The organism is Streptomyces sp. NPDC001858 (assembly GCF_053594615.1).
Window position 1 is genome coordinate 35,086 of record NZ_JBSFEV010000008.1, and the last position, 18,637, is coordinate 53,722.

Sequence of the window (18,637 nt, forward strand, 5' to 3'; positions counted from 1 at the left end):
CCCGACCGGAGACCCCTCTTGCCCCTGCAGGCTCCTGAGTTCTTCGCCGAGCTGTGCCTCCCCTTCCACGACCACACCGTCGTGGGCGACACCTACTTCGCCGTCCCGGTCCCCGGCGCACCGCTACGGCTGCGGATCGACTTCACCCGCACCATCCACGCCGACACCTACGGCGGCCTGCGCCTGGCCGTCGTCCACCCGGACCGCGGCGAGATCGACGCGGTGGCGCTCGCCTTCATCGACCACGGCACCTTCCACCGCCGCGACGAAGCGGCCAACACCCGGCCGAACACCAAGCAGTACGGCACCTTCGACCACCACCACCGCCCGGGACGGCCACCGTGGGAGGGAGCCGTCACCACCGGGCTGCGCGACGCCATCGAGCAGTACACCGCCGTCTGGTTCCCCGGCGCCTGGACCGCCACCGCGCCCAGACGCACGGCCGACCGTCCCCCGCGCAGCACTCCAGCACAGCCGGCTCCCCCCACCGGGGCCCGCACCCGCTGAACCCCCATCCTCCCCGCGCTACCGCATCCCGCGCCCCCCATCCACCAGGAGCCTCTCCTCGTGCAGCCCGATCTGCTCCCCGACCCCTTCAAGGATCTCGATCCCGCCCAGACCGTGAAAGTCCTCCCGCGCCACCTCGCCGGTCCCGGCCAGACAGACCTTCAGACGATCTGGCCCTTCCCCGTCGACGACGGCTGGGACCTTCAACCTGCGGACGACGATGACGCAATGGCGTTCGCCAGCAGCCCCTGCGGCCGGCTTTGGACCTGCTTCGCCCCCAAACCCGCGACGCGGGGCAAGGGAACGTGGACCATGAGCGCGAACCGTGTCCCCTTCGGTCACCAGACCTGGCAGATCACCTTCGACGCCACCACCCCCGCCGAGCTCCTGCGCGCCGTCCACACCGCGCTGCTCCACCTGTACCTCGAAGACCGCGGCAGCGGCCAGGACCGACTGTTCGAGGATGCGACAGCCGCGTACGAGGTGTACACGCCGCTCCTCACCCGCGGCTGGAGCCACAGCGTCAAGACGGACGGCACGCAGACCTTCGTTGCACCGGAGGGCCTCGGCGGCGTTCGCCACCGGTACGACACCACCGACGCCGACGGCCCGATCTGGCGGGCCTGGGGCGGACACCCCAGCGAACCGCACTGGCAGGCCCGCTTCTCCGCTGACGCCCCCGCCGCCCTCGCCGCGGCCTTCACCACCTCGCTGATCTCCACCGAACCGCTGCACCGAACCGTGAAAGAGATCCCCTTCAACACCCGCCGTCACCTCTACGTCGCACCAGCTGCGGCCAAGCAGCCGCCCAGCCATCCGATCCCCGCGCTGCCGCCCGCGACTCATGCCGTCCGCCGCCCCCGCTGACCTCCGCCGAACGATCAAGGAGCCCTCTTCCTCGTGCACCCACGCCTCGTCCGCTCCGCCGCCGTCGCCGTCGCGGTGACCGGCCCCCTCATCTGGGCCCCGGCCGCAAGCGCCCAGCTCTCCGAACCGACCCCTTCGGCCCCTGCCACCCCCGCCGAGACACCAGCCCCGGACACGGGAAGCGTCGAGACCATCACCAAGGACACGGCCGGGGACGCGCTCCCTGGCGCCGCGTTCCTGCTGCTCGACGCCGCCGGCCAGGAAGCCGGACACGGGAAGACCGACGAACAGGGAAAACTGGCCTTCCCGGACCTCGCTCCGGGCCTCTACCGGCTGAAGGAAACGGCCTCCGGCAGCCCGCTCCACGAGGTCGCCGCCGACCAGGACGTCATCGTCACCCCGGGCGCGACCACACGGCTGACGATCACCGACCCGTTCAAGGCCGCCAAGATCCTCCTGCAGGCCAAGGACGACAAGACCGGAAAGCTCCTGCCCGGCGCAACCGTGAACATCGGCACAGGCCCCTTGACGCTGCTCACCCTGACCACCGGCACCAAGGGCACGACCTCAGCAGAACTGCCCGTGACGAGCCGGACGACGCAATTCTGGGCCAAGGAGATCAAGGCCCCCGCCGGCTACGACCTCCACAAGCCTGCCAAGACGTTCACCGCGGGCCCCGGCGCCCCTGTGACCCTCACCGTCACCAACACCAAGACCGCCACAGACCCGAAGCCCGACCCCTCGGACAAGCCGACACACCAGCCCACCGACACCCCCTCCACACCGGGCAAGCCGAGCAACGGCAGCGAAGGCGCCACGCCTTCCGCGGCGGGCAACGACACACCGGATCCCGACCCCTCCACCCCGGCCAGCGATTCCACTCCGAAGGCGCGGACGGGCGCCCTCGCTCACACCGGAGCTGACGCCACACCGTGGCTGATTGGCGGCGCGGCAGTGCTGATCGCAGCAGGCGCAGGCGCCTTCGCCACGGCACGCCGCGGCCGGACGGGCAGCCCCACCGACGAATCCGACGAGAGCTGACCCGCCCCCCGCCCTCTTCGTGACACAGAGCCCCCGGATTCCACAGCCTGGAATCCGGGGGCTCCGTCGTCCTCAACCGTGTGGATGCCTCGCTAGGCTGCCGCAGTTATCGAGCACTCCCCGCTCCCCGGCGATCCCTCCGAGCTCCACCTGCGCATCTCCTACGACGACGAACTCTGGGACACCCCACAGACTGACACGCTGGAGCGCTGGAACGTGGCCGTCCTGCACCGCCGTCGTACCCACGCCGCCGGGCAAGAGCCGGTGCGACCCAGCGGGCGCGTGCCCCCCCGACTCCCCGTCGTGCACGGGTGAGCAGGCTGCGGTCGGGGCTATGACGTTCTACCGGGTGCATCTAGACCGGGGCCGCAACGCTTTCTGGGCCATGGAGGAGGTGTCCGAGGAACTGTACGAGACCGCCCAGGCCCTCCTTGATCCCGAGACGGGCTCCTTCACCGACGAAGTCAGCGAACGACTGGAGTATGTCGGCTCAGCGCTGCTCGTGATGGATCGAGTGACGCTGGATCCCCCATGGCGCGGGCACGGCCTGGCGGGCGTGCTCGCTTGTGAGGCGATCACCCGGCTTATGGCCGGCTGCCGGGCCATCGCCTGCTCGCCCGGCATCACCGACCTCAGCAGCCGACGGCTGACGGACAGGTCCGAGTGGGACCGCGTGAACACCAGGATCGCCCAGGGGTGGGAGCGTCTGGGCTTCCGTCCCTACCGAGACAACGTCTACCTCCTGTCTCCCGCCTCGCCGGACCTTGAGGAGCAGCGCGGCGTACTTCGCAGGCATCTTGCTCATCTGGGGGCGTCCTGGCGGACCGGTGCTTCATGACCGGCCTCGCCGGCGCGTGTAGCGAGCACTCCAGAAGGGCTGCGAACCCCGGAGGCGGGTCGGTGCCCCTTCTTGGTCCGGCGGTGCCTTCGCAGGCGGGGCGATCTTGTCGGGCTCCACGTTTTCCGGTGTCCACAGGTCAGAACGCCCTCGTCGAGGATGCAGCGGTGCCAGTTCGCAGGGCTGAAGGGACACTCCCAAGAGGGCCTGCTGGAGACGATGAACTGCTCTTGCGGTTTCGGGAGGCCGGGCAGATTCCGCAGACCGGCCGTGACGGATCCGCTCGATCGGGATCGAGGTATGGAGGGTCGGCGGGCTCCGGGATCTCCATAGCGGGCAGAGGGCAGCGGTAATCGCTCTGCTATCCGTGTCCTTGGCCGAGTTCGAGTGCCGGGAGCAATACAGCCGCCGCGTCACAGTCGGTGCAGGCCCGAGCGCCCTCTCGCATCAGGGCGTCCACCGCTTCCTGCGTGCCCAGCTCCGTTCCGCCGCCTGCGGCGTGGCGGCATGTGGCGTCGTGCACGATCGTCCGTCCCCGGCGCCCGGGCGCGGGGCGGACCACCCAGCCGGGGGCCGGCTGTGGTGGAGGACCGGGCAGACGCCGGGTCGGCACGCCGGACAGATCCACTCCTTCAACGGGCGTCAGCTGACGATCGGTCACCCAGACGGTGTACTCGGCCGCCTCGACCCCGTCCGGACGCGCGATCCAGGAGGGGACGCCCACGAGGTAACGCCACGGGTGGGGACCGGCGACCTCGCGGCGTGCGTGGAGCCGGACCCGCACGGTCTGCCCGTCCGGCAGCGTCAGCGCTATTTCGGCCGGCGAGGGCCCAACCGCCCGCCGGTCGCTGTGCGAGCTGGTCACCTACCTGGTCCCTGGTCCCAGCTCTCGCGCCGAGGAACGCAGCGCTGCCCGCTGCCCGGTCCCGGCTTGCTGCCAGTAAGGGTGCCACCACACCTGGACCGACAGCTCCAGAAGGCGCCGGCGCAGGGCTGTCGTCCGCTGCTGATTGGCCGGGTCGGCCAGGCTTCGATAGGTCCGTTCCCAGGCACGCTGCGCGGTGACCAAGTCCTCGGGGAGAGCAGAGCGACGCATACCGCCTATTGCATCACGTGTTCGATTTTGGGTGCATCCTGGCAGGTGAGAGGCCTTCTCCTTGCATTGACTGGGTGCTCTAGTCGGCCCGGTGAGCGCGCCATGTGGCCAGTGGGCAGCTGATGCCTCGATGTCATAGCTCACTCCTATGATCCTGCGATGACGTCATACGAAGGTACGCACCCCACCGTCCTCGTCCGGTTGGGGAGCCGCCACGCTGAGATCGACGAACAGCTCGCACCCACGATCCAGGCAATCTGGGAGTGCGGGTTCGACACCTTCACCTGCTGCCAGGACCTCGCGGAGAGCAACGCTGCCTGGCCGGACAAGCTGCCGCACATGGCCGAGTGGGTCGAGTCTCGACGTGGCTGGATGCTCATCGACTTCCCGGTGGACAGCGGGCTCGCCTTCCTCTCGGCCGTTGCCAATGCCGGCCCGCGGAACGCGTTCTACGTGCGGATGACCCACTGGGCAGCCCCCGACGCGTGGGACGTGAAGATCAAGCCGATGGACGCAGCGATGTTCAAGGACGATCTTCCGTCGCGGTTCGACCTCCGACTGCTCCAGGTGAGCTTCCCGGCCTCCGACCTGCCGGAACTGACCCGGCGCCTCCACGATCACGTCGCCGGCCGCTCGGTGCCGCCTGCCCCCGCCGACTGGAGCACGGTCGGCCGCTAGGAGACGGCGCCGCGTCGCCTCCGAATGAGCGCGTACCTGGCCATTGAGCGCCTCAGCTGGCCGCCTTGATGCTCGACCCAGTAGCCGGTCCGGACGCCGCGTGCTGGGCCGCCACCTGCTCCAGTGCTGCGTACAGCACCTGAGCACGCTGGCTGCGCGGGTCACCGAACGACTCACGGCCGGTGGTGAGCAGCAGGGTCCAGTGCACGCCGGTCACCCGCATCCGGCTGGCCGCCCGGACCGCGCTCAGCACCGGCCGGTTCTCCCGTGCAGCCAGCGGCCCTCGTGCGGGCGACACCAGCTCCTGCGCGGGCCCCCGCAGCTGCTGGCGCAGATGCAGCGGCACCGCCTCCCACGTCGGGTTATCCGCCCCGGGCAACAGCCGGCCCTTGGCGGCTCCGGACTCGGCCAGCACTGGCACCACAGTATCGGCCGCCGTGGGAACTGCCCGCCCGGGACGGGCTGGGCCAGCCCGCGTCGCGGACTTTTGCTCTGCCAACTCGGTTGCGAGGGACTGCTGCTCGTCGGCCGATGTGTCGGCGGTGCAGGCGTCGGCCCGAGCGTGGCTGGCCGACGGACCGACGTAGGCGCACCTGGTGCAGCGCACCCAGCCCGCCTCCTCGATGGCCGTCTGCACCACCGAGCGCTCCGGGCCGAACCCCAGCGATACCAGCTGGCGCGGCAGGCGCAGTTCCTCCAAAGCGCGCAGGGCAGCAGCCGCCGTGACATCGTGGCCCTGAGCGAACCACCTGCCCATCTCTGCGGCCTCGCCGCACCCGCAGAAACACCCGGGACTTTCCCTCATCTCCGTCACGCCCCGGGACCCTAGTGGCTCCAGCCGCCCCGGATCGGCCAGCCACGCCAACTCGCCGCATCCAGGTATGAGGTCCGCCAAGGTTTCATGGATCAGGGCCTCTGAAGATCAGAATTGGGTGCACGGGCCGGCCTGTTCATGCATCTGGCCGTGCTGGGACTGCCGACCGGAACCGGTGTACTGAAAAGGCGATGTGTGAGGGGAGAGCGCTCACCACGACTCCGACTGCACACCAGCGGCAGACCGCGTGTTCCAGGGATGCATGGTCGGGGGGAGCTACCAGCCCAGCCAGACCAAGCAGCAGCATGCCCAATCCTGCTTCGTAGCTGATGGCGGACCAGTTGTTGATGCGCCGCCACACCATAAAGTCACGGTTGTGCCGCATCGCCAAACGTCTGGCCCGTGAATCATCGCCCAGAGCTCCACGCCACGCCTCTAGGTCTCCCCTGTTATAGAGGTAGTGACGTGCACGTAGCGCGAGCTGTATTCCATTCAGCAGGCAAGTGGCTGCAATAGTCAGCGCGAGCATAGATGGCCCAGGCCATCGGAATTGCGCACCATCGGCCCCTACCACTCCGATCGTGGCGACCGCGGCACCGGCGAGCAGCGGTGCCGCGACGAACTGGGTCGCTTCGGCGGCGACAGGCGAACCTGGCGTGGCAGGGCCTGACCACGTGACCTCGGGTGGTTCCCCGTCTGACATGGTGCCCCTCCTTGTCCGCTGGAGCAGTCCACCAGCAAATCACCTTGGCGGACCTGCCTGCGGCCTGGGAAGAGGGCAAGAGAGCAGTGTGACCTCACCTCGTAACAGCTCATCAGAGTTGGCATCCGCCTTCAGCCGTATTCATCACGGAAGCGCGGTCACAACCGACTAGACCGCTCAGTCGCACTCGCATTGTTCTGCTCATGGCCGGGTCGGGCCCCCTGTCTCGCACTCCGGTGGAGATCGCGGCACTCGCCGAGGTGCGGATGGCCCGTCAAGCGGTGCTGACCCGGCCCGGCAGCCCGTTGGAGTTCTGGGCGATCATCCACGAAGCCGCCCTCCACCGGCGATTCGCTGTCCGGCCGACGGCGATGCGCGAGCAGTTGCGCAAGCTGCTGGAGGCGGCCGAGATGCCCAACGTCACCATCCAGGTCATGCCGCTGGACTCCACAGCCCACCCCGGACTGCAGGGTGGCTTCAGCCTGGTGACCTTCCCCGGCTCCACCCCGGATGTCGTGTTGTTGGAGAACCGCAGCGGTGCGGCCTACGTTGAGGGCGACGACGCGTCCACTCTTTGCCGGCGCGGTCGAGCGCATCCGCGCGGCGGCCCTGTCGGTGGAGGATTCACTCGCACGAATTGCGAGAATGGAAGAAGGGGCCCGCAAGTGAACGGACTCAAGGCGGAGTTGTACTCCTACAACCTCTCCGCCGCGACCTGGCGCAAGCCCTCGGCCAGCGGAAGCGAGAACAACTGCGTCCAGATCACCGACCTCCCCGGCGGTGGCATCGCTGTCCGGGACTCGAAGAAACCTGACCGCGAACCCCTGTGCTTCGACGCCGCGGAATGGGCCGCCCTCCGGCATGCCTTCCTGACTGGAGAGTTCTGATCAACGCATCGGCGGCTGTCTTCCCCCGACCCTAACCAGGGGAAGACAGCCGCCGCAGCGTGTCAGGACTACCCCGAGCCCGCAGAGAGACGAACGCCTCGAATGGATGGCGAAGGACGGGAATGTCGCACCTCGGCCTTGCGGCAGGCCATGACGTAGGCCGCCGAGGTGCACCCCTTCCTTGGACAGCAAATCCAGTCGTCCGCCCCGCGCTGACCTGCGGCGGCTTACTTGATTGCCAAGGGCGTCGGTGAGGCTGTCCGCGCTCGCCAACGCCGTGACCTGCGAAGACTGCGTTGGGTGTCAAGGAACTCCACGGACTGGGTTCGATGTCGGCGGACAGGGAAGTTCTGTCCGTTGACGGCGTAGTTAGTCCGCTGTCGGTCTGGCAAGAAGCTCCCTTGGCTGGCTTAGGTCGTCACCGACCAGGGGGAGTTCGGCAGGTTCGTTGCGAACCACCCGTCAGCCAATTCCAGCACCCGGTCAATATGCACGGCATCGAAAAACTCGAAGCCCATCACCGGTCTGATGCCCTGGCCAGCCAGGCCGCTCAGGACGTGCCGCTCGACGTTGAGGGCTGCGCCGACGGGCAGGTCCGTTATGAGCCTTCGGACTTGACCCAGACTGTGCTGGCTGCGGTGGGTGTCTAGCCGCCCTCGTCCGTCACCCGAGGAAATTCCAGGCTTCACCATGGCCTCGCCGGCCGCCACGTAGTACACGGTTGGTTCGGGGCGAATACCCGCTCCCGCGCATCGAACGCACAGCAATGCGCGCTTCAATCCGTTGTTGATGCTCACTGAGGTCAGGTGCCCGGCAACGCAGCAGAGGCGCACGGTCTGGAGAACCCGGTCTGACATGGAATCCAGGATCATCGCGTTCTCTTCGCGGGCGCGACGTCTGAACTCAACGAGCTTGGGCGTCTGAGAGATGCGCACACATGTAACGCAAGGGGCGTCCGCACCGCCGGCGCCCGGTATGAATCCGTAGCCGCCCTTCTGTAGGGGGGTCGGTGAAGCCGTTGCGATGATCGGCGCGCGCTCAGGCCAAAGTTCTTTTACTACGGAATCGGTGAGGGTGAAGTCACGCCAGGTGCGGCCGTATGCAAGCCCGTAGTCTGGCTCGCGGTTAGGGGTACGTGGATCCATCGCGGTGATGGTGAACTCATGCCCTTGGAGGCAGCAAACCTTCTTCGCTGAATACCCGTTGGAGGATGCGGCGTCGGCCAGGATTCGGAGATCAGCCTCGATGGCGTAGGCAGCGAACGATGCACGGGCGGCTTCTTCCCACTGCTTCCGCGTGCAGTGCTCGCACTCCTCTAGCGCCATGGAGAAGGCTGCCAGCTGCGGGTTTCCCTGCACTGCCATGTGTTCCATCCCCACTTCCAGATGGAACACCTGTCCCTCGGGTGCCTGGAGGATCGTGCTGCCGAGCTTGGGATGCAGTGCGGTCACGGGTGTTACTTGAGTCGTATGTCCCACGTCGCAGCACAGCGTGACGTGGTCCAGGATGCCGCTCGGCTCGCTGCGTACCGTCCAGCCCAGTTCGTATGCCCGCGTGGTGAAGAGCGCCATGACGGCCGCCTCGGCGCGGGCAAGCAGCCGGGCGGAGCGCATAGCGTCCTCTGGCGTAGGCGTGGCGGTCCGTGTGTCGTCACTCATGTAGTCCCCCATCTCAAAGGCGCATCGGCTGGGCGAGCGTTTAGACGGGGCCGAGGGTCGCATGGCGCACTGACAACGGGCCCAGGTGCTTGCCCGGTTGGTAGACGCTGCCGACACACGGACCGCGCGGAGGGGCCCACCCTGGATCGGCAACCTCCCCGCTGAAGTGACGATTCTGTGGGGCGAGAAGCCGAGCGGCTAGGTTCGATGTCAAACGCCTGGATTGGATGACGAAGGACAAGTTCGCCGGGGGCAGACCGGGAAGATCGCGGAAAGACTGGCCAACGTGTGTGAGGGCATGTCAACGTAGACGACCTTGTAGGAAACCGCAGGTCGGAGAGGTGTTGACCCGTGACCGTAGCCCCGGGTGGTCCCGGTTTCTCCACCACCGTCGAAGCCCTGCGGCTGCGTGAGCGGCAGCTGCGTGCCGGCCAGCCCACAGTGCGCGGCTACCACCTGTCGTTCGACACCGAGACGCCGGCCGACATCGTCGCCGCTGCCGTGGCGCGCGTGCTGGAGACCTCACGCGTCCGATGACGGCGCGGACGCCGGCAGGTAGCCATCGCCCTGTGAGCGGCCGGCTGTCTGCCGGTCGCCGACCTCTTGCGCTGCTCCCCGTTTCCCCGTATCCCAGGAGGCTGTTCGTGATGTCCCCGGAGATGACCGTCGGCGATCTCATCGACCTGCTGTCCGGCTGTGACCGGAGCGCTCCGGTCCGCCAGGCCATGAACCCGTTCTTTCCGATGGCGCACCGCTTGGCGCAGGTCGTGCAGACAGTTGATGGGACCGGCCGCACCGTTGTCTATCTCGCTGAAGGGCGTGACGAGGGCGCGCAGCTCGGCCACTTGCCGCCCGAAGTCGCCGTCGCCCTGACGTGGCAGGGCTCCGTTCAGGCGCCGCCGCGCCGCCCCCGCCGTCGTGCCGGCGGCAACTAGGACTTGTCCGGCCGATCATGTGCGGAGCCAGATGGTGAGTGCTGCGGCGGTGGCGGTGCCCAGGTAGACGTAACGGCGCTTGTCGTAGCGGGTGGCTACCGCCCGGTGCTGCTTGAGCCGGTTGATGGCCCGCTCGACGGTATTGCGTTTCTTGTACCGCTCTTCGTCGAAGCCGGGCGGTCGCCCGCCACGTGAGCCCTTGCGTAGGCGGGCAGCCTGGCTGTCGGCCTTCTCCGGGATCGTGTGCTGGATGCCTCGGCGCCTCAGGTACTCACGGCATGGTCGGTTGCTGTAGGCCTTGTCGGCGGCGACGCTGTCGGGCTTCTTGCGGGGCCTGCCCGGCCCCGACTTCGGGACTCTGATCTTCTCCAGCACCGGTCTGAACTGGGTGCAGTCCGCTCGCTGACCTGGTGTGACGATCAGAGACATCGGGCGGCAGCGACCGTCCGCGCTCAGGTGGAGCTTGGTGGTGAACCCGCCGCGTGAGCGGCCCAGGCCCTCACCTCCCGCACCACCTCCACCAGGCGGCCGTGCAGACTCTGCCACGGCGTTTCGTCCTGATGTTCTGACGCTTCGGCCCCCTTTGAAGCGGGCGCCGGCGGTGGGCCGGTGCGGGCACCTGCCGCATGCTGATGCGCACGAACGATGGTTGAGTCGACCGAGACGTCCCAGTCGATCTCGCCTGCGGCGTCGGCCGCGGCCTGGACCCGCTGGAGCAGACGCTCCCACGTTCCGTCGGCCGACCACAGTCGGTGCCGTTCGTAGACCGTCTTCCATGGCCCGAACCGTTCGGGCAGGTCACGCCACTGCACACCGGTCCGCACCCGGTGCAGAATCCCGTCGATCACCTGCCGGTGATCCCGCCACCGGCCACAACGCCTGTTGCTGACCGGCAGAAACGGCCGCAGCCGTTCCCACTCGGCATCACTCAGATCACCCCGCCCCATAATCATGGCAACGGCTTGGACAGGCAGTAGTCACACATTCGACCGGACAAGTCCTAACCGGACGGCCGGATCGCAGCGAACCGTGCACTCATGGCGGGACCAAGGTGGTCAACAAGGCTGTGTCCGGGCTGATCCGGCCATGGCAGATTGAAGAGGAACGAGGTGGTAACCACCTGGGCCACTTCCGGGACATCAAGTCGAAGCTGCTCCTCCAAGAACCGCAGCGTGACTCTCCAGTCCGTCTTGTCTCCTCCCAGGAACGACGCGACGGTCTCCTGAACGACATCCCAGAAGAACACGTAGGGCAGGACACCGTCCTCGTTGAAGACATGCGCGTCAAACAGGCCCTCGAAGCCGGGCTCAGCCGCCACCAAGTCCCGCACCAGCTGAACATCTCGCTCCACGCCACCCCCTCCCCAGGCGGTCAGGATAGATCCACTTCCGGATCGGCCCGGAAAGCGGGCCCTTGGCCACGCGATTGCGACAGCACCCTGCCCAAGCAGTACACCAGCCCCTCGTTCATGATCGGCCGGACAAGTCTTAGACCCGCACCGAGCCCTTGGAGGCGCCCCTGTACCCCGACTTCCCGCCCGACCCGCCCACTCCGCGCGGCAGTCAGCCCGCGTTCTGGGTCGGTCCCCGGCATCTGGCCGGTGATGACGGGCGCCTCTACGACGCCGTCGCCGACACGCTCGACGGCCTGGGGTGGACGGGCCTGACGATCGTCCGCGGACGGCATGAGCCGCACGAGGCGCCGGAGGACCGCCAGGTCCTGCGCAGCACCGTCCTGCACATCAGTCCCGACACGGTGCGCTGGGCCCAGTGGAGCCTGGCCGACGAGCCGTTCCACCTGGGAGGGCTGCCCATCGCCTGGCAGGTCTCCGCCCGCGCCGCCACGAGCAGCCCGCTCGCCCAGTGGTCGGCCTACTTCACCCCCGACGTCCCCGGCGAGGCCGTGTCCGACTTCCTCGTCGCGCTCGACGCCCGCGACCAGCCCGCCGTGCCGCTCGTCGGCCCCGAGCAGGTCCTCGACGCCGTCGCCGCACACGGATGGTTCCGCGACAACGACCAGCCCCAGACGGCCGCGGCCGACCCGACGTTCGCGTCGCACATCCGCCTCGGCGAGGTACCGCCCCTCATCCAGGACGCCGACCCGCGCGCCCTGACCACCGGGGCCGACGAGGCGGGACCCGTCGGATGGCAGGCATGGGCCGAGCCCGCGCTCGGCGCCCCGTGCCTGTGGGCCGCATCCTTCTCCGCCGGCGTCCCGCACGACCTCGTCGCCGCCTTCGCCGCCTCCCTCAGCTCGACCGCACCGGTCCTGCGCCGGGTGCTGCCCGAGGCCACCCAGGAGCGGCTCCTGCGTGCGCCCGCCATCTAGTGCTCTGACCGGGAAGGTTCGCCGGGTCGGCGGTTCCAGCGGTTGGATGTCCGGAGACGTCCGATCCGACCGTTGGGGGTGTGGTGGCTGAGCCTGTCCGTGTGCGCAGGTTGACCGACCAGGAGGGGCAGAAGCTGCAGCAGATCGTGCGCCGGGGCAGCACCAGCTCGGTGCGATACCGGCGCGCGATGATGCTGCTGGCCTCGGCCGGCGGAAACCGGGTCCCGGTGATCGCGAAGTTGGTCCAGGCAGATGAGGACACCGTCCGCGATGTGATCCACCGGTTCAACGAGATCGGTCTGGCCTGCCTGGACCCTCGGTGGGCGGGAGGCCGTCCCCGCCTGCTCAGCCCTGACGACGAGGACTTCGTCGTCCGGACGGCCACCACCCGCCCGACCAAGCTCGGCCAGCCCTTCACCCGCTGGTCCATCCGCAAACTCGCCGCCTACCTGAGGAAAGTGCACGGCCGTGTGATCCGGATCGGCCGCGAGGCATTACGGTGCCTGCTTGCCCGCCGCGGCATCACCTTCCAACGCACCAAGACCTGGAAGGAGTCGCCCGACCCCGAGCGCGACGCCAAGCTGAACCGCATAGAGGAGGTGCTGGGACGCTTCCCGGACCGCGTGTTCGCGTTCGACGAGTTCGGGCCACTCGGCATCCGCCCCGCCGCCGGAGCCGGCTGGGCTCCTGCCGGCCATCCCGAGCGGCATCCCGCGACCTACCAACGCACCCACGGAGTGCGGTACTTCCACGGCTGCTATTCCGTCGGCGACGACCGGCTGTGGGGCGTCAACCGCCGCAAGAAAAGTGCGTTGAACACCCTGGCCGCACTGAGGTCGATCCGGGCCGCGCGCCCGGACGGCGCCCCGATCTACGTCATCCTGGACAACCTGTCCGCCCACAAGGGCGACAAGATCCGTCGCTGGGCGAAGAAGAACCGCGTCGAGCTGTGCTTCACCCCGACCTACGCCTCCTGGGCCAACCCGATCGAAGCCCATTTCGGGCCACTGCGGCAGTTCACGATCGCCAACTCCAACCACCGCAACCACAGCGTGCAGACCCGAACCCTGCACGCCTACCTGCGCTGGCGCAACACCAACGCCCGCCACCCCGACATCCTCGCGGCGCAGCGTCGCGAACGCGCCCGCATCCGCAGCGAGAAGGGCATCCGCTGGGGCGGACGCCCGCTCCCCGCCGCGGCCTGACCAAGCCGATCGCCTGAGAGCGTCAGCCCCTCACACCACGCGCGATTCGGTACAGCACGTTCGGACGCAGTGGCCCTTCGGGCGCGGTGGGGTCGTCGAAATCGTCAGCCGGGTCGCAGGTCATGCCGATCCGGCGCATCACTGCTTGGGAACGAAGGTTGGTAGCAGTCGTCACTGCGAGGATCTCGGGGAGTTCAAGCGTTTCGAAGCCGAAGGCCAGGCCAGCCAGGGCGGCCTCGGTGGCGTAACCACGGCCCCAGGCCGAGCGCGCGAGCCTCCAACCGATCTCAACCCCCGTGAACGGCATGCCATCATCCACCTGGTCCAAGCCCGCGAAGCCGATGAACTCGCCCGTGGCCTGCAATTGAACTGCCCACCATCCGTAGCCTCGCTGGTCGAACTCGGCCTGGAACTGCGCCACGGAGGCATCGCTCTGTTCACGGGTGCGCAGGTCGCCCAAGTGCTCCCGAACCTCGGGATCAGTATTCATCGCCGCCCACGGTTCAAGGTCGGAGTCTTGCCATCGACGGAGCACGAGGCGATCGGTACGCAGTTCAGCCATGCTGCCCAGCCAACGTGAACACTGTCCCCAAGACAATCCATTTTCTTCGGGACTGCTACCGCCGCTCAAAAGGAGAATGCACGGCTGGCACCAAGACTGACGAAGCGACCACCGCCCCGGCGAACCTTCCCGGCCAAAGCACTAGCATCCCGTTCAGCCACCCGACGCGCTCAGCCCGGCTCCTCCTCCAAGGAGGGCCGGGCTTTTCTGCTACTAGGGCCTGGACCGTACCTGCGCCGGACGCACAGCTGCCCCCGAGCACTCGGGGGCAGATGCGCGTCGGGGGCCGTCAGCTGGATGCGGTTGCCTTGGCGACGGCCTTGCCGAGGTGGCGGTCGACGAGGGCCGGGGAGCCGGAAACGATCACCAGCAGAGCGCCGTCACGGATCGCGGTCTGCTTCACCACGGTGCTGCGCCCCCCGGCGGAGAACGTCAGGAGCTGGCTCCACTGCTCGTCGCCCAGCCCGTGGGGCGCGGGCAGCTTCTGGGAGGCCATGTCCACACGCGTGCCGCCCGCGACGACCTGATAGGCCGGGCATCCGGTCATCGCGTCGAAGATCCGGCCGACGGCGCCGGACAGCTTGTCCGCGCTGTCGCTGTACAGCTCCTCGGAGATCTCCGAGGAACTGCCGCCGTAGGTGAAGGCCGTCTTCGCCTTGCGGGGGAAGGTGAGCGTGCCACCGGTTGTGGTGTCGCCGCCCAGCTCGCTCAGTTCCGGGCAGCCGACGACGGTGACGTGCTCGTGCTGGGCTGGGCGCTCGGGCTTGCGCAGGTAGTCGCTGCCGAGATCGCTCTCGTCGAGCAGGCGTGTCTCCAGTGCGGTCGACGACAGCGGAGAGGCCTTCGGCGCGTCGTCGGCCGGCTTCCCGGTACGGATTGAGGGAGCGGCGTTGGGCCCGGTGCCGGTGGAGCAGGCGGGCACGGCGAGGAGGGCGGCGGTGATGCCGAGGGCGGTGGCGGCGACGCGAACGCGCATGACGGAACTGACATCCCCTTGGTGCTGGGCGACGGGTGGTCAGTGAGGGCCCGCGGGCCCGGTGGGGTCGTAGGAGTGGGGGATCAGTGCCCGAGGTGGCGCAGGCAGTCCTCGAACGTGGCGTGCGTCGTGTTTACCGGCCCGCAGTTCCGGTTGAACCAGGCGGTGTCGAGGCGGGTCTCCTGCTGCTGCTGCTGCTGGTGGCCGGCCCGGCAGCGCATCCAGATCTGACCGCGGGTGGAGAGGATGAGCCAGTCCCGGTACACACCGCATTCGGCGCAGGCGGCCAACTCGCCGTCGAGGACGAGCGGCTGCTTCCACGGCATCATCGTGCCTTCGACCTGGTCGTGGCTGGGCACCCGCAGCTCCGGCGGAAGGAGGTCATCCACCACGGAGGCCGGCTCGCTGCATTCACGGTCCCGTTCGGCCTGCTCCTGGCTGGGCCCCTTGACCCGGCGGCGTATCCGGTGAAACACCCTGACGTCCTCCCCTGCCTCGTCCTGCTCGCTTCATGAGCGTGCCCTACGCCCTTCGGCGGTTTCAATTCACCAAGTCAACACTGGCGTTCGTGCAGGCCAGAGAGCATTTCCTTCCATCCCCGAGCCAGGAATGACGAGTTGGTTGCGGCACGTGTGTCTCCAGGGAGCAAGGGGAGGTTTTCCCCGGTACGGCTGAACTTCGCGGCCCCTAGCGGCGTGACTTGCCGCACCTGCGTCATTCCCTTCCGTCGTGTGCGCGGCGCCCGCGAACGGCAGGGCGGTTCTGAACCTCGCCGGAGGGCCGCGTGGCGACCGGCCGTGCTGTGGGTCGCGTGCGAGACGGTCTTGTGTCCCTGCTTTCGTCCATGCGCTGAGACCGCAGCCCTGCCTTCCCAGGACCTACCGGGTCTTGCCGGATGTCTCCGCCCCGCCCCGGCGCCGGCCAGGTGCGGAAGGCCGGGACGCTGCCCTGTGCGTTGTCGACGAGTGCGTCGTCGTACCGATGTCGGGCAGCCCCGAACTGTCCGCGGGCAGGTCGGCCATCCGCCGTATCCGCCACACCAGTACATCGCTCACCGAGGTCGCGGTGTCGAGTTCGCGGCGCTCCACCGCGTCGGACAGGAGCGCGGCCGGGTCGTGGCCGGCGGCCTCGGCTTCCACGATGGTCGCGGCCAGGGCGTACCAGCCGGGTTCGGCGAGGATTTGTTCGGCCAGCGTCGGCAGTGCCTCGCGCAGCACCCTCGTCTGCCGTTGGAGCATCGGCTGGTTCAGGCGTCGGCCGCGCTGGTAGAGCACGCCGAGGGGCTGGGCGGCGGCTTCTTCGTAGGCGGCGCGCAGATGCTCGGCGGCTTGTCGGGCGGCGGCTGCCTGCTGTGCGTGTCCCTTCTTCGCGTGCCAGTGCATGGTCGCGGTGATGAGGAAGAACAGCATGTCGATCGCCATCGCGGTGCTCGCGCCGTCCTCGCCGCGGCCGAGGGCGGGGCCGCCGTGGACGAGGTCGCGGGCGGCCTGCCGCAGGTCGCGGTCGTGTCCGCGGACGGCGCGGACGTGGGAGCGCGAGGCCCGCTCGAAGGCCGTTGCCGCGTCACGCAGTTCGCGGCGGGTGTGGGCTGCGGACGTCTTCGCGAGGGCGTCCAGGACCTCGCCGGCGGCAGCGATGTGGGCGGCGGCGACCGCGTCGCTGCCGGTCTCGACGACCAGCACGGCCTGCCACGCTGCCGAAGCGGTCCTGCGGCGGGCAGCGGCCGGTGTGCCCGGTCCCGTGCGGACTGCATCTTCCTGCCGGGGGGCCGGGTTGTCCTGGGCATCGGCGGACCAACGCTCCCGGATGCGGGGCAGCGAGAGGTCGGGGGCGAGGCGCGCACCGGGATAGAACACCGGCTCGCCGTCCTTGTTCCGGTCGTCGGGCAGGGCGACCTTGTATCCGAGGAGGTCCCCGGAGGGCGCGGCGCGCTGACGGATCAGGAGGCCGGCGCCGGCGAGCCGGTCGAAGAACTCCTCCTCGCTGCCCGCGCCGGCCATGGCGCGCCGTACCGTCTCGCGCAGTTCCTCGCGGGCGGTGCGCTCGCGTCCCTGGCGCTCGGCTTTGTGGCGTTCGGCGCTGGTGGGCCGCTGCGCGGCCGTTCCGTCGCCGGGCGCGACCTCGTGCAGACCGAGTTCCTTTTCGATGAGGCGGGCTTCTGCCTGGGCGCGGGTGCCGGAACGGTAGTCGTCGGGGCGGTGGCCGTCCTCGGTGACGAGGGTGGCGACGATGTGGATGTGGTCGTCGGCGTGCCGTACGGCGGCCCAGCGGCAGCCGGGCTGTCCTTTGCCGGGGTCGATGCCGGTGGCGGCGACGATGCGGCGGGCGATGTCGGCCCACTCCTCGTCGGACAGGATCCGGTCGCCGGGGTCGGCGCGGACGGAGGTGTGCCATACGTGTTTGGCCGGGCGGGCGTGCTCGGCGAGGGCCGTCACGGGCTGGTCGAGGAGCTGCTGGAGGTCTTTGAGGGTGGCGTTCGGGTCGCGGCCGGGGTCGGGGGACATGCTGTCGAAGGAGGCGACGAGGTGGGGGTCGGTGTGTTCCTCGTGCTTGCCGGGGCCGTAGAGGTAGGCGAGGAGTCCGATGGTGCGGGAGCCGGAGGAGTTGACGCTGGGGATCATGAGCTGCGGCGCTCGATCAGCCGTGCGGCGGCTTCGTGGGCGGTGTCGGCGGCCCGCCGTACGGCGGCGACGGCTGCTTCGAGCTGGGGGGCGTCCGCACCGGAGTTGAGTGCCTTGACTGCCTGGTTGAGGTTGCTGCCGGCCCAGCCGAGCCGACGCCGGCTGTCGAACAGGGCGGTGATCACTTCGCGTTCGTCGGCGATCTCGGCGCTGGTGCGGCCGAGGTCGCGGGCGGCGGCGAGCGCGGAGCGGGCGAGGAACCCGGCGACGGACAGATTGCATCGCTCGGCGGCGGACTTGATCAGGGCGAACTCTTCTTCGTTGAAACGGGTGTTGGGCTGGTGCAGGCGCTTCTTCTCGGGCGGCTGACGCGGGCGCTGGCGGGCGCGAGGAGCACGCTGTCGGCGTGCGCGGCGGTCGGTCTGCTGCTCCTCCTGCCCCGGCTCCGACCCGCCCTCGGTCGAAGCCGGAAGGACCTGCGCCCCCCGGTGCGGGTCCTGCCCCGCCCCCTCGGGGGCGGGGTTGGCGGAAGCTACGCTTCCGCCCCAACTTGCTCGCCTTGAGACCGAGTTGGAGTCGGGAGCAGGTTCCGGGGCGGTGCGGTTCGTGTTCGGGTTCGTCACCGGGTATCGGGCCTCGTGGAGCGGATGCGGTGCTGGACGGCGGCGGCCAGTCCGACGATTTCGGACGGGCCGGCGAGGACTTGGACAGGTCCGCCGGCCGTGTGCTGGACGAGCCACTGGCCGGTCGGGACGAGCACGGCGGCGTGCAGAAGCCCTCGGCGGACCAGGACCTCCGCCCAGGCGCCGGCGCTGGCGTCAGCGGACGTGGGCGGGCGGTTGGGATGGGGAATCACCGGTGCCTCCCGGTCTGGGCGGTGGCTCGGCCCATAGCCGGGCCACCGCAATCCGTAGTGCTTTG

General features: G+C 69.0%; 21 protein-coding genes. 10 read left to right on the forward strand and 11 right to left on the reverse strand.

All coding sequences use genetic code 11. The annotated features are described in order from the left end of the window. Positions 1–18 precede the first annotated feature (18 nt). From ACWCPF_RS13785 to ACWCPF_RS13800, 4 genes are all read left to right on the forward strand, one after another. Complete coding sequence (locus ACWCPF_RS13785; RefSeq protein WP_451045208.1) at positions 19–507, forward strand: hypothetical protein; 489 nt, start codon at positions 19–21, stop codon at positions 505–507. A 228-nt stretch (positions 508–735) separates the two neighbouring features. After that, on the forward strand, positions 736–1,374 hold the full coding sequence (locus ACWCPF_RS13790; protein ID WP_451045445.1) for a DUF317 domain-containing protein: 639 nt from the start codon (positions 736–738) through the stop codon (positions 1,372–1,374). 33 nt (positions 1,375–1,407) lie between these two features. Then, complete coding sequence (locus ACWCPF_RS13795; protein WP_451045209.1) at positions 1,408–2,415, forward strand: SpaA isopeptide-forming pilin-related protein; 1,008 nt, start codon at positions 1,408–1,410, stop codon at positions 2,413–2,415. Between the two features lie 334 nt (positions 2,416–2,749). Beyond that, complete coding sequence (locus ACWCPF_RS13800) at positions 2,750–3,253, forward strand: hypothetical protein (RefSeq protein WP_451045210.1); 504 nt, start codon at positions 2,750–2,752, stop codon at positions 3,251–3,253. 361 nt (positions 3,254–3,614) lie between these two features. On the opposite strand, the gene ACWCPF_RS13805 is transcribed toward ACWCPF_RS13800, so the two are convergent. Beyond that, positions 3,615–4,118, reverse strand: a complete 504-nt coding sequence (locus tag ACWCPF_RS13805) for a DUF6233 domain-containing protein (RefSeq protein WP_451045211.1) — start codon at positions 4,116–4,118, stop codon at positions 3,615–3,617. A 390-nt stretch (positions 4,119–4,508) separates the two neighbouring features. Here ACWCPF_RS13805 and ACWCPF_RS13810 point away from each other — a divergent pair, with 390 nt between their 5' ends. Continuing rightward, entirely contained in the window at positions 4,509–5,027 is a 519-nt protein-coding gene (locus ACWCPF_RS13810) for a hypothetical protein (RefSeq protein ID WP_451045212.1), read from the forward strand. Between the two features lie 52 nt (positions 5,028–5,079). Here ACWCPF_RS13810 and ACWCPF_RS13815 read toward each other — a convergent pair whose 3' ends face one another. After that, positions 5,080–5,727: a hypothetical protein gene (locus ACWCPF_RS13815; protein WP_451045213.1), complete on the reverse strand. Its 648-nt coding sequence runs from the start codon at positions 5,725–5,727 to the stop codon at positions 5,080–5,082. Positions 5,728–6,780: 1,053 nt separating this feature from the next. Here ACWCPF_RS13815 and ACWCPF_RS13820 point away from each other — a divergent pair. Further along, on the forward strand, positions 6,781–7,431 hold the full coding sequence (locus ACWCPF_RS13820; RefSeq protein WP_451045214.1) for a Scr1 family TA system antitoxin-like transcriptional regulator: 651 nt from the start codon (positions 6,781–6,783) through the stop codon (positions 7,429–7,431). A 410-nt stretch (positions 7,432–7,841) separates the two neighbouring features. Here ACWCPF_RS13820 and ACWCPF_RS13825 read toward each other — a convergent pair whose 3' ends face one another. Further along, positions 7,842–9,089: a hypothetical protein gene (locus ACWCPF_RS13825; protein ID WP_451045215.1), complete on the reverse strand. Its 1,248-nt coding sequence runs from the start codon at positions 9,087–9,089 to the stop codon at positions 7,842–7,844. Positions 9,090–9,440: 351 nt separating this feature from the next. Between ACWCPF_RS13825 and ACWCPF_RS13830 the strand changes: the two genes are divergently transcribed. After that, on the forward strand, positions 9,441–9,626 hold the full coding sequence (locus ACWCPF_RS13830; RefSeq protein ID WP_451045216.1) for a DUF317 domain-containing protein: 186 nt from the start codon (positions 9,441–9,443) through the stop codon (positions 9,624–9,626). Between the two features lie 107 nt (positions 9,627–9,733). Continuing rightward, a complete protein-coding gene (locus ACWCPF_RS13835) occupies positions 9,734–10,024 on the forward strand; it encodes a hypothetical protein (RefSeq protein WP_451045217.1) in 291 nt (96 codons plus the stop codon). 15 nt (positions 10,025–10,039) lie between these two features. Here the strand turns inward: ACWCPF_RS13835 and ACWCPF_RS13840 are convergent. Continuing rightward, positions 10,040–10,971, reverse strand: a protein-coding gene (locus tag ACWCPF_RS13840) for an IS5 family transposase (RefSeq protein WP_451045446.1) whose coding sequence is annotated in 2 segments (ribosomal slippage) — positions 10,040–10,576 and positions 10,579–10,971 — 930 coding nt in all. Because the reading frame shifts where the segments join, the coding sequence is not laid out codon by codon here. A gap of 53 nt (positions 10,972–11,024) precedes the next feature. Continuing rightward, positions 11,025–11,375, reverse strand: a complete 351-nt coding sequence (locus ACWCPF_RS13845; RefSeq protein WP_451045218.1) for a hypothetical protein — start codon at positions 11,373–11,375, stop codon at positions 11,025–11,027. 155 nt (positions 11,376–11,530) lie between these two features. Between ACWCPF_RS13845 and ACWCPF_RS13850 the strand changes: the two genes are divergently transcribed. Together ACWCPF_RS13850 and ACWCPF_RS13855 are read left to right on the forward strand one after the other, a co-directional pair. Beyond that, on the forward strand, positions 11,531–12,352 hold the full coding sequence (locus ACWCPF_RS13850) for a DUF317 domain-containing protein (RefSeq protein WP_451045219.1): 822 nt from the start codon (positions 11,531–11,533) through the stop codon (positions 12,350–12,352). An 83-nt stretch (positions 12,353–12,435) separates the two neighbouring features. Beyond that, on the forward strand, positions 12,436–13,557 hold the full coding sequence (locus ACWCPF_RS13855; protein ID WP_451045220.1) for an IS630 family transposase: 1,122 nt from the start codon (positions 12,436–12,438) through the stop codon (positions 13,555–13,557). 22 nt (positions 13,558–13,579) lie between these two features. Here the strand turns inward: ACWCPF_RS13855 and ACWCPF_RS13860 are convergent, their stop codons facing one another. The 6 genes from ACWCPF_RS13860 to ACWCPF_RS13885 form a co-directional block, all read right to left on the reverse strand. Continuing rightward, positions 13,580–14,119 carry a GNAT family N-acetyltransferase gene (locus ACWCPF_RS13860; RefSeq protein ID WP_451045221.1) on the reverse strand — a complete coding sequence of 180 codons (540 nt, stop codon included), beginning with the start codon at positions 14,117–14,119 and terminating at the stop codon, positions 13,580–13,582. A gap of 289 nt (positions 14,120–14,408) precedes the next feature. After that, on the reverse strand, positions 14,409–15,095 hold the full coding sequence (locus tag ACWCPF_RS13865; protein WP_451045222.1) for a hypothetical protein: 687 nt from the start codon (positions 15,093–15,095) through the stop codon (positions 14,409–14,411). An 83-nt stretch (positions 15,096–15,178) separates the two neighbouring features. Then, a complete protein-coding gene (locus ACWCPF_RS13870; RefSeq protein WP_451045223.1) occupies positions 15,179–15,571 on the reverse strand; it encodes a hypothetical protein in 393 nt (130 codons plus the stop codon). A gap of 402 nt (positions 15,572–15,973) precedes the next feature. Beyond that, positions 15,974–17,716: a relaxase/mobilization nuclease domain-containing protein gene (locus tag ACWCPF_RS13875; protein WP_451045224.1), complete on the reverse strand. Its 1,743-nt coding sequence runs from the start codon at positions 17,714–17,716 to the stop codon at positions 15,974–15,976. Beyond that, entirely contained in the window at positions 17,713–18,339 is a 627-nt protein-coding gene (locus ACWCPF_RS13880) for a plasmid mobilization protein (RefSeq protein WP_451045225.1), read from the reverse strand. Before ACWCPF_RS13880 ends, ACWCPF_RS13875 begins: the two co-directional genes overlap by 4 nt. Next, positions 18,336–18,572, reverse strand: a complete 237-nt coding sequence (locus ACWCPF_RS13885) for a hypothetical protein (RefSeq protein ID WP_451045226.1) — start codon at positions 18,570–18,572, stop codon at positions 18,336–18,338. Before ACWCPF_RS13885 ends, ACWCPF_RS13880 begins: the two co-directional genes overlap by 4 nt. Between the last annotated feature and the right edge of the window lie 65 nt (positions 18,573–18,637).

What these genes read in the sequence shown, in the direction of transcription:
- ACWCPF_RS13800 (WP_451045210.1), top strand. Translation starts at nt 2,750, where the DNA reads ATGACGTTCTACCGGGTGCATCTAGACCGGGGCCGCAACGCTTTCTGG.
- ACWCPF_RS13875 (WP_451045224.1), bottom strand. Translation starts at nt 17,716, where the DNA reads ATGATCCCCAGCGTCAACTCCTCCGGCTCCCGCACCATCGGACTCCTC.
- ACWCPF_RS13860 (WP_451045221.1), bottom strand. Translation starts at nt 14,119, where the DNA reads ATGGCTGAACTGCGTACCGATCGCCTCGTGCTCCGTCGATGGCAAGAC.
- ACWCPF_RS13865 (WP_451045222.1), bottom strand. Translation starts at nt 15,095, where the DNA reads ATGCGCGTTCGCGTCGCCGCCACCGCCCTCGGCATCACCGCCGCCCTC.
- ACWCPF_RS13790 (WP_451045445.1), top strand. Translation starts at nt 736, where the DNA reads ATGGCGTTCGCCAGCAGCCCCTGCGGCCGGCTTTGGACCTGCTTCGCC.
- ACWCPF_RS13825 (WP_451045215.1), bottom strand. Translation starts at nt 9,089, where the DNA reads ATGAGTGACGACACACGGACCGCCACGCCTACGCCAGAGGACGCTATG.
- ACWCPF_RS13810 (WP_451045212.1), top strand. Translation starts at nt 4,509, where the DNA reads ATGACGTCATACGAAGGTACGCACCCCACCGTCCTCGTCCGGTTGGGG.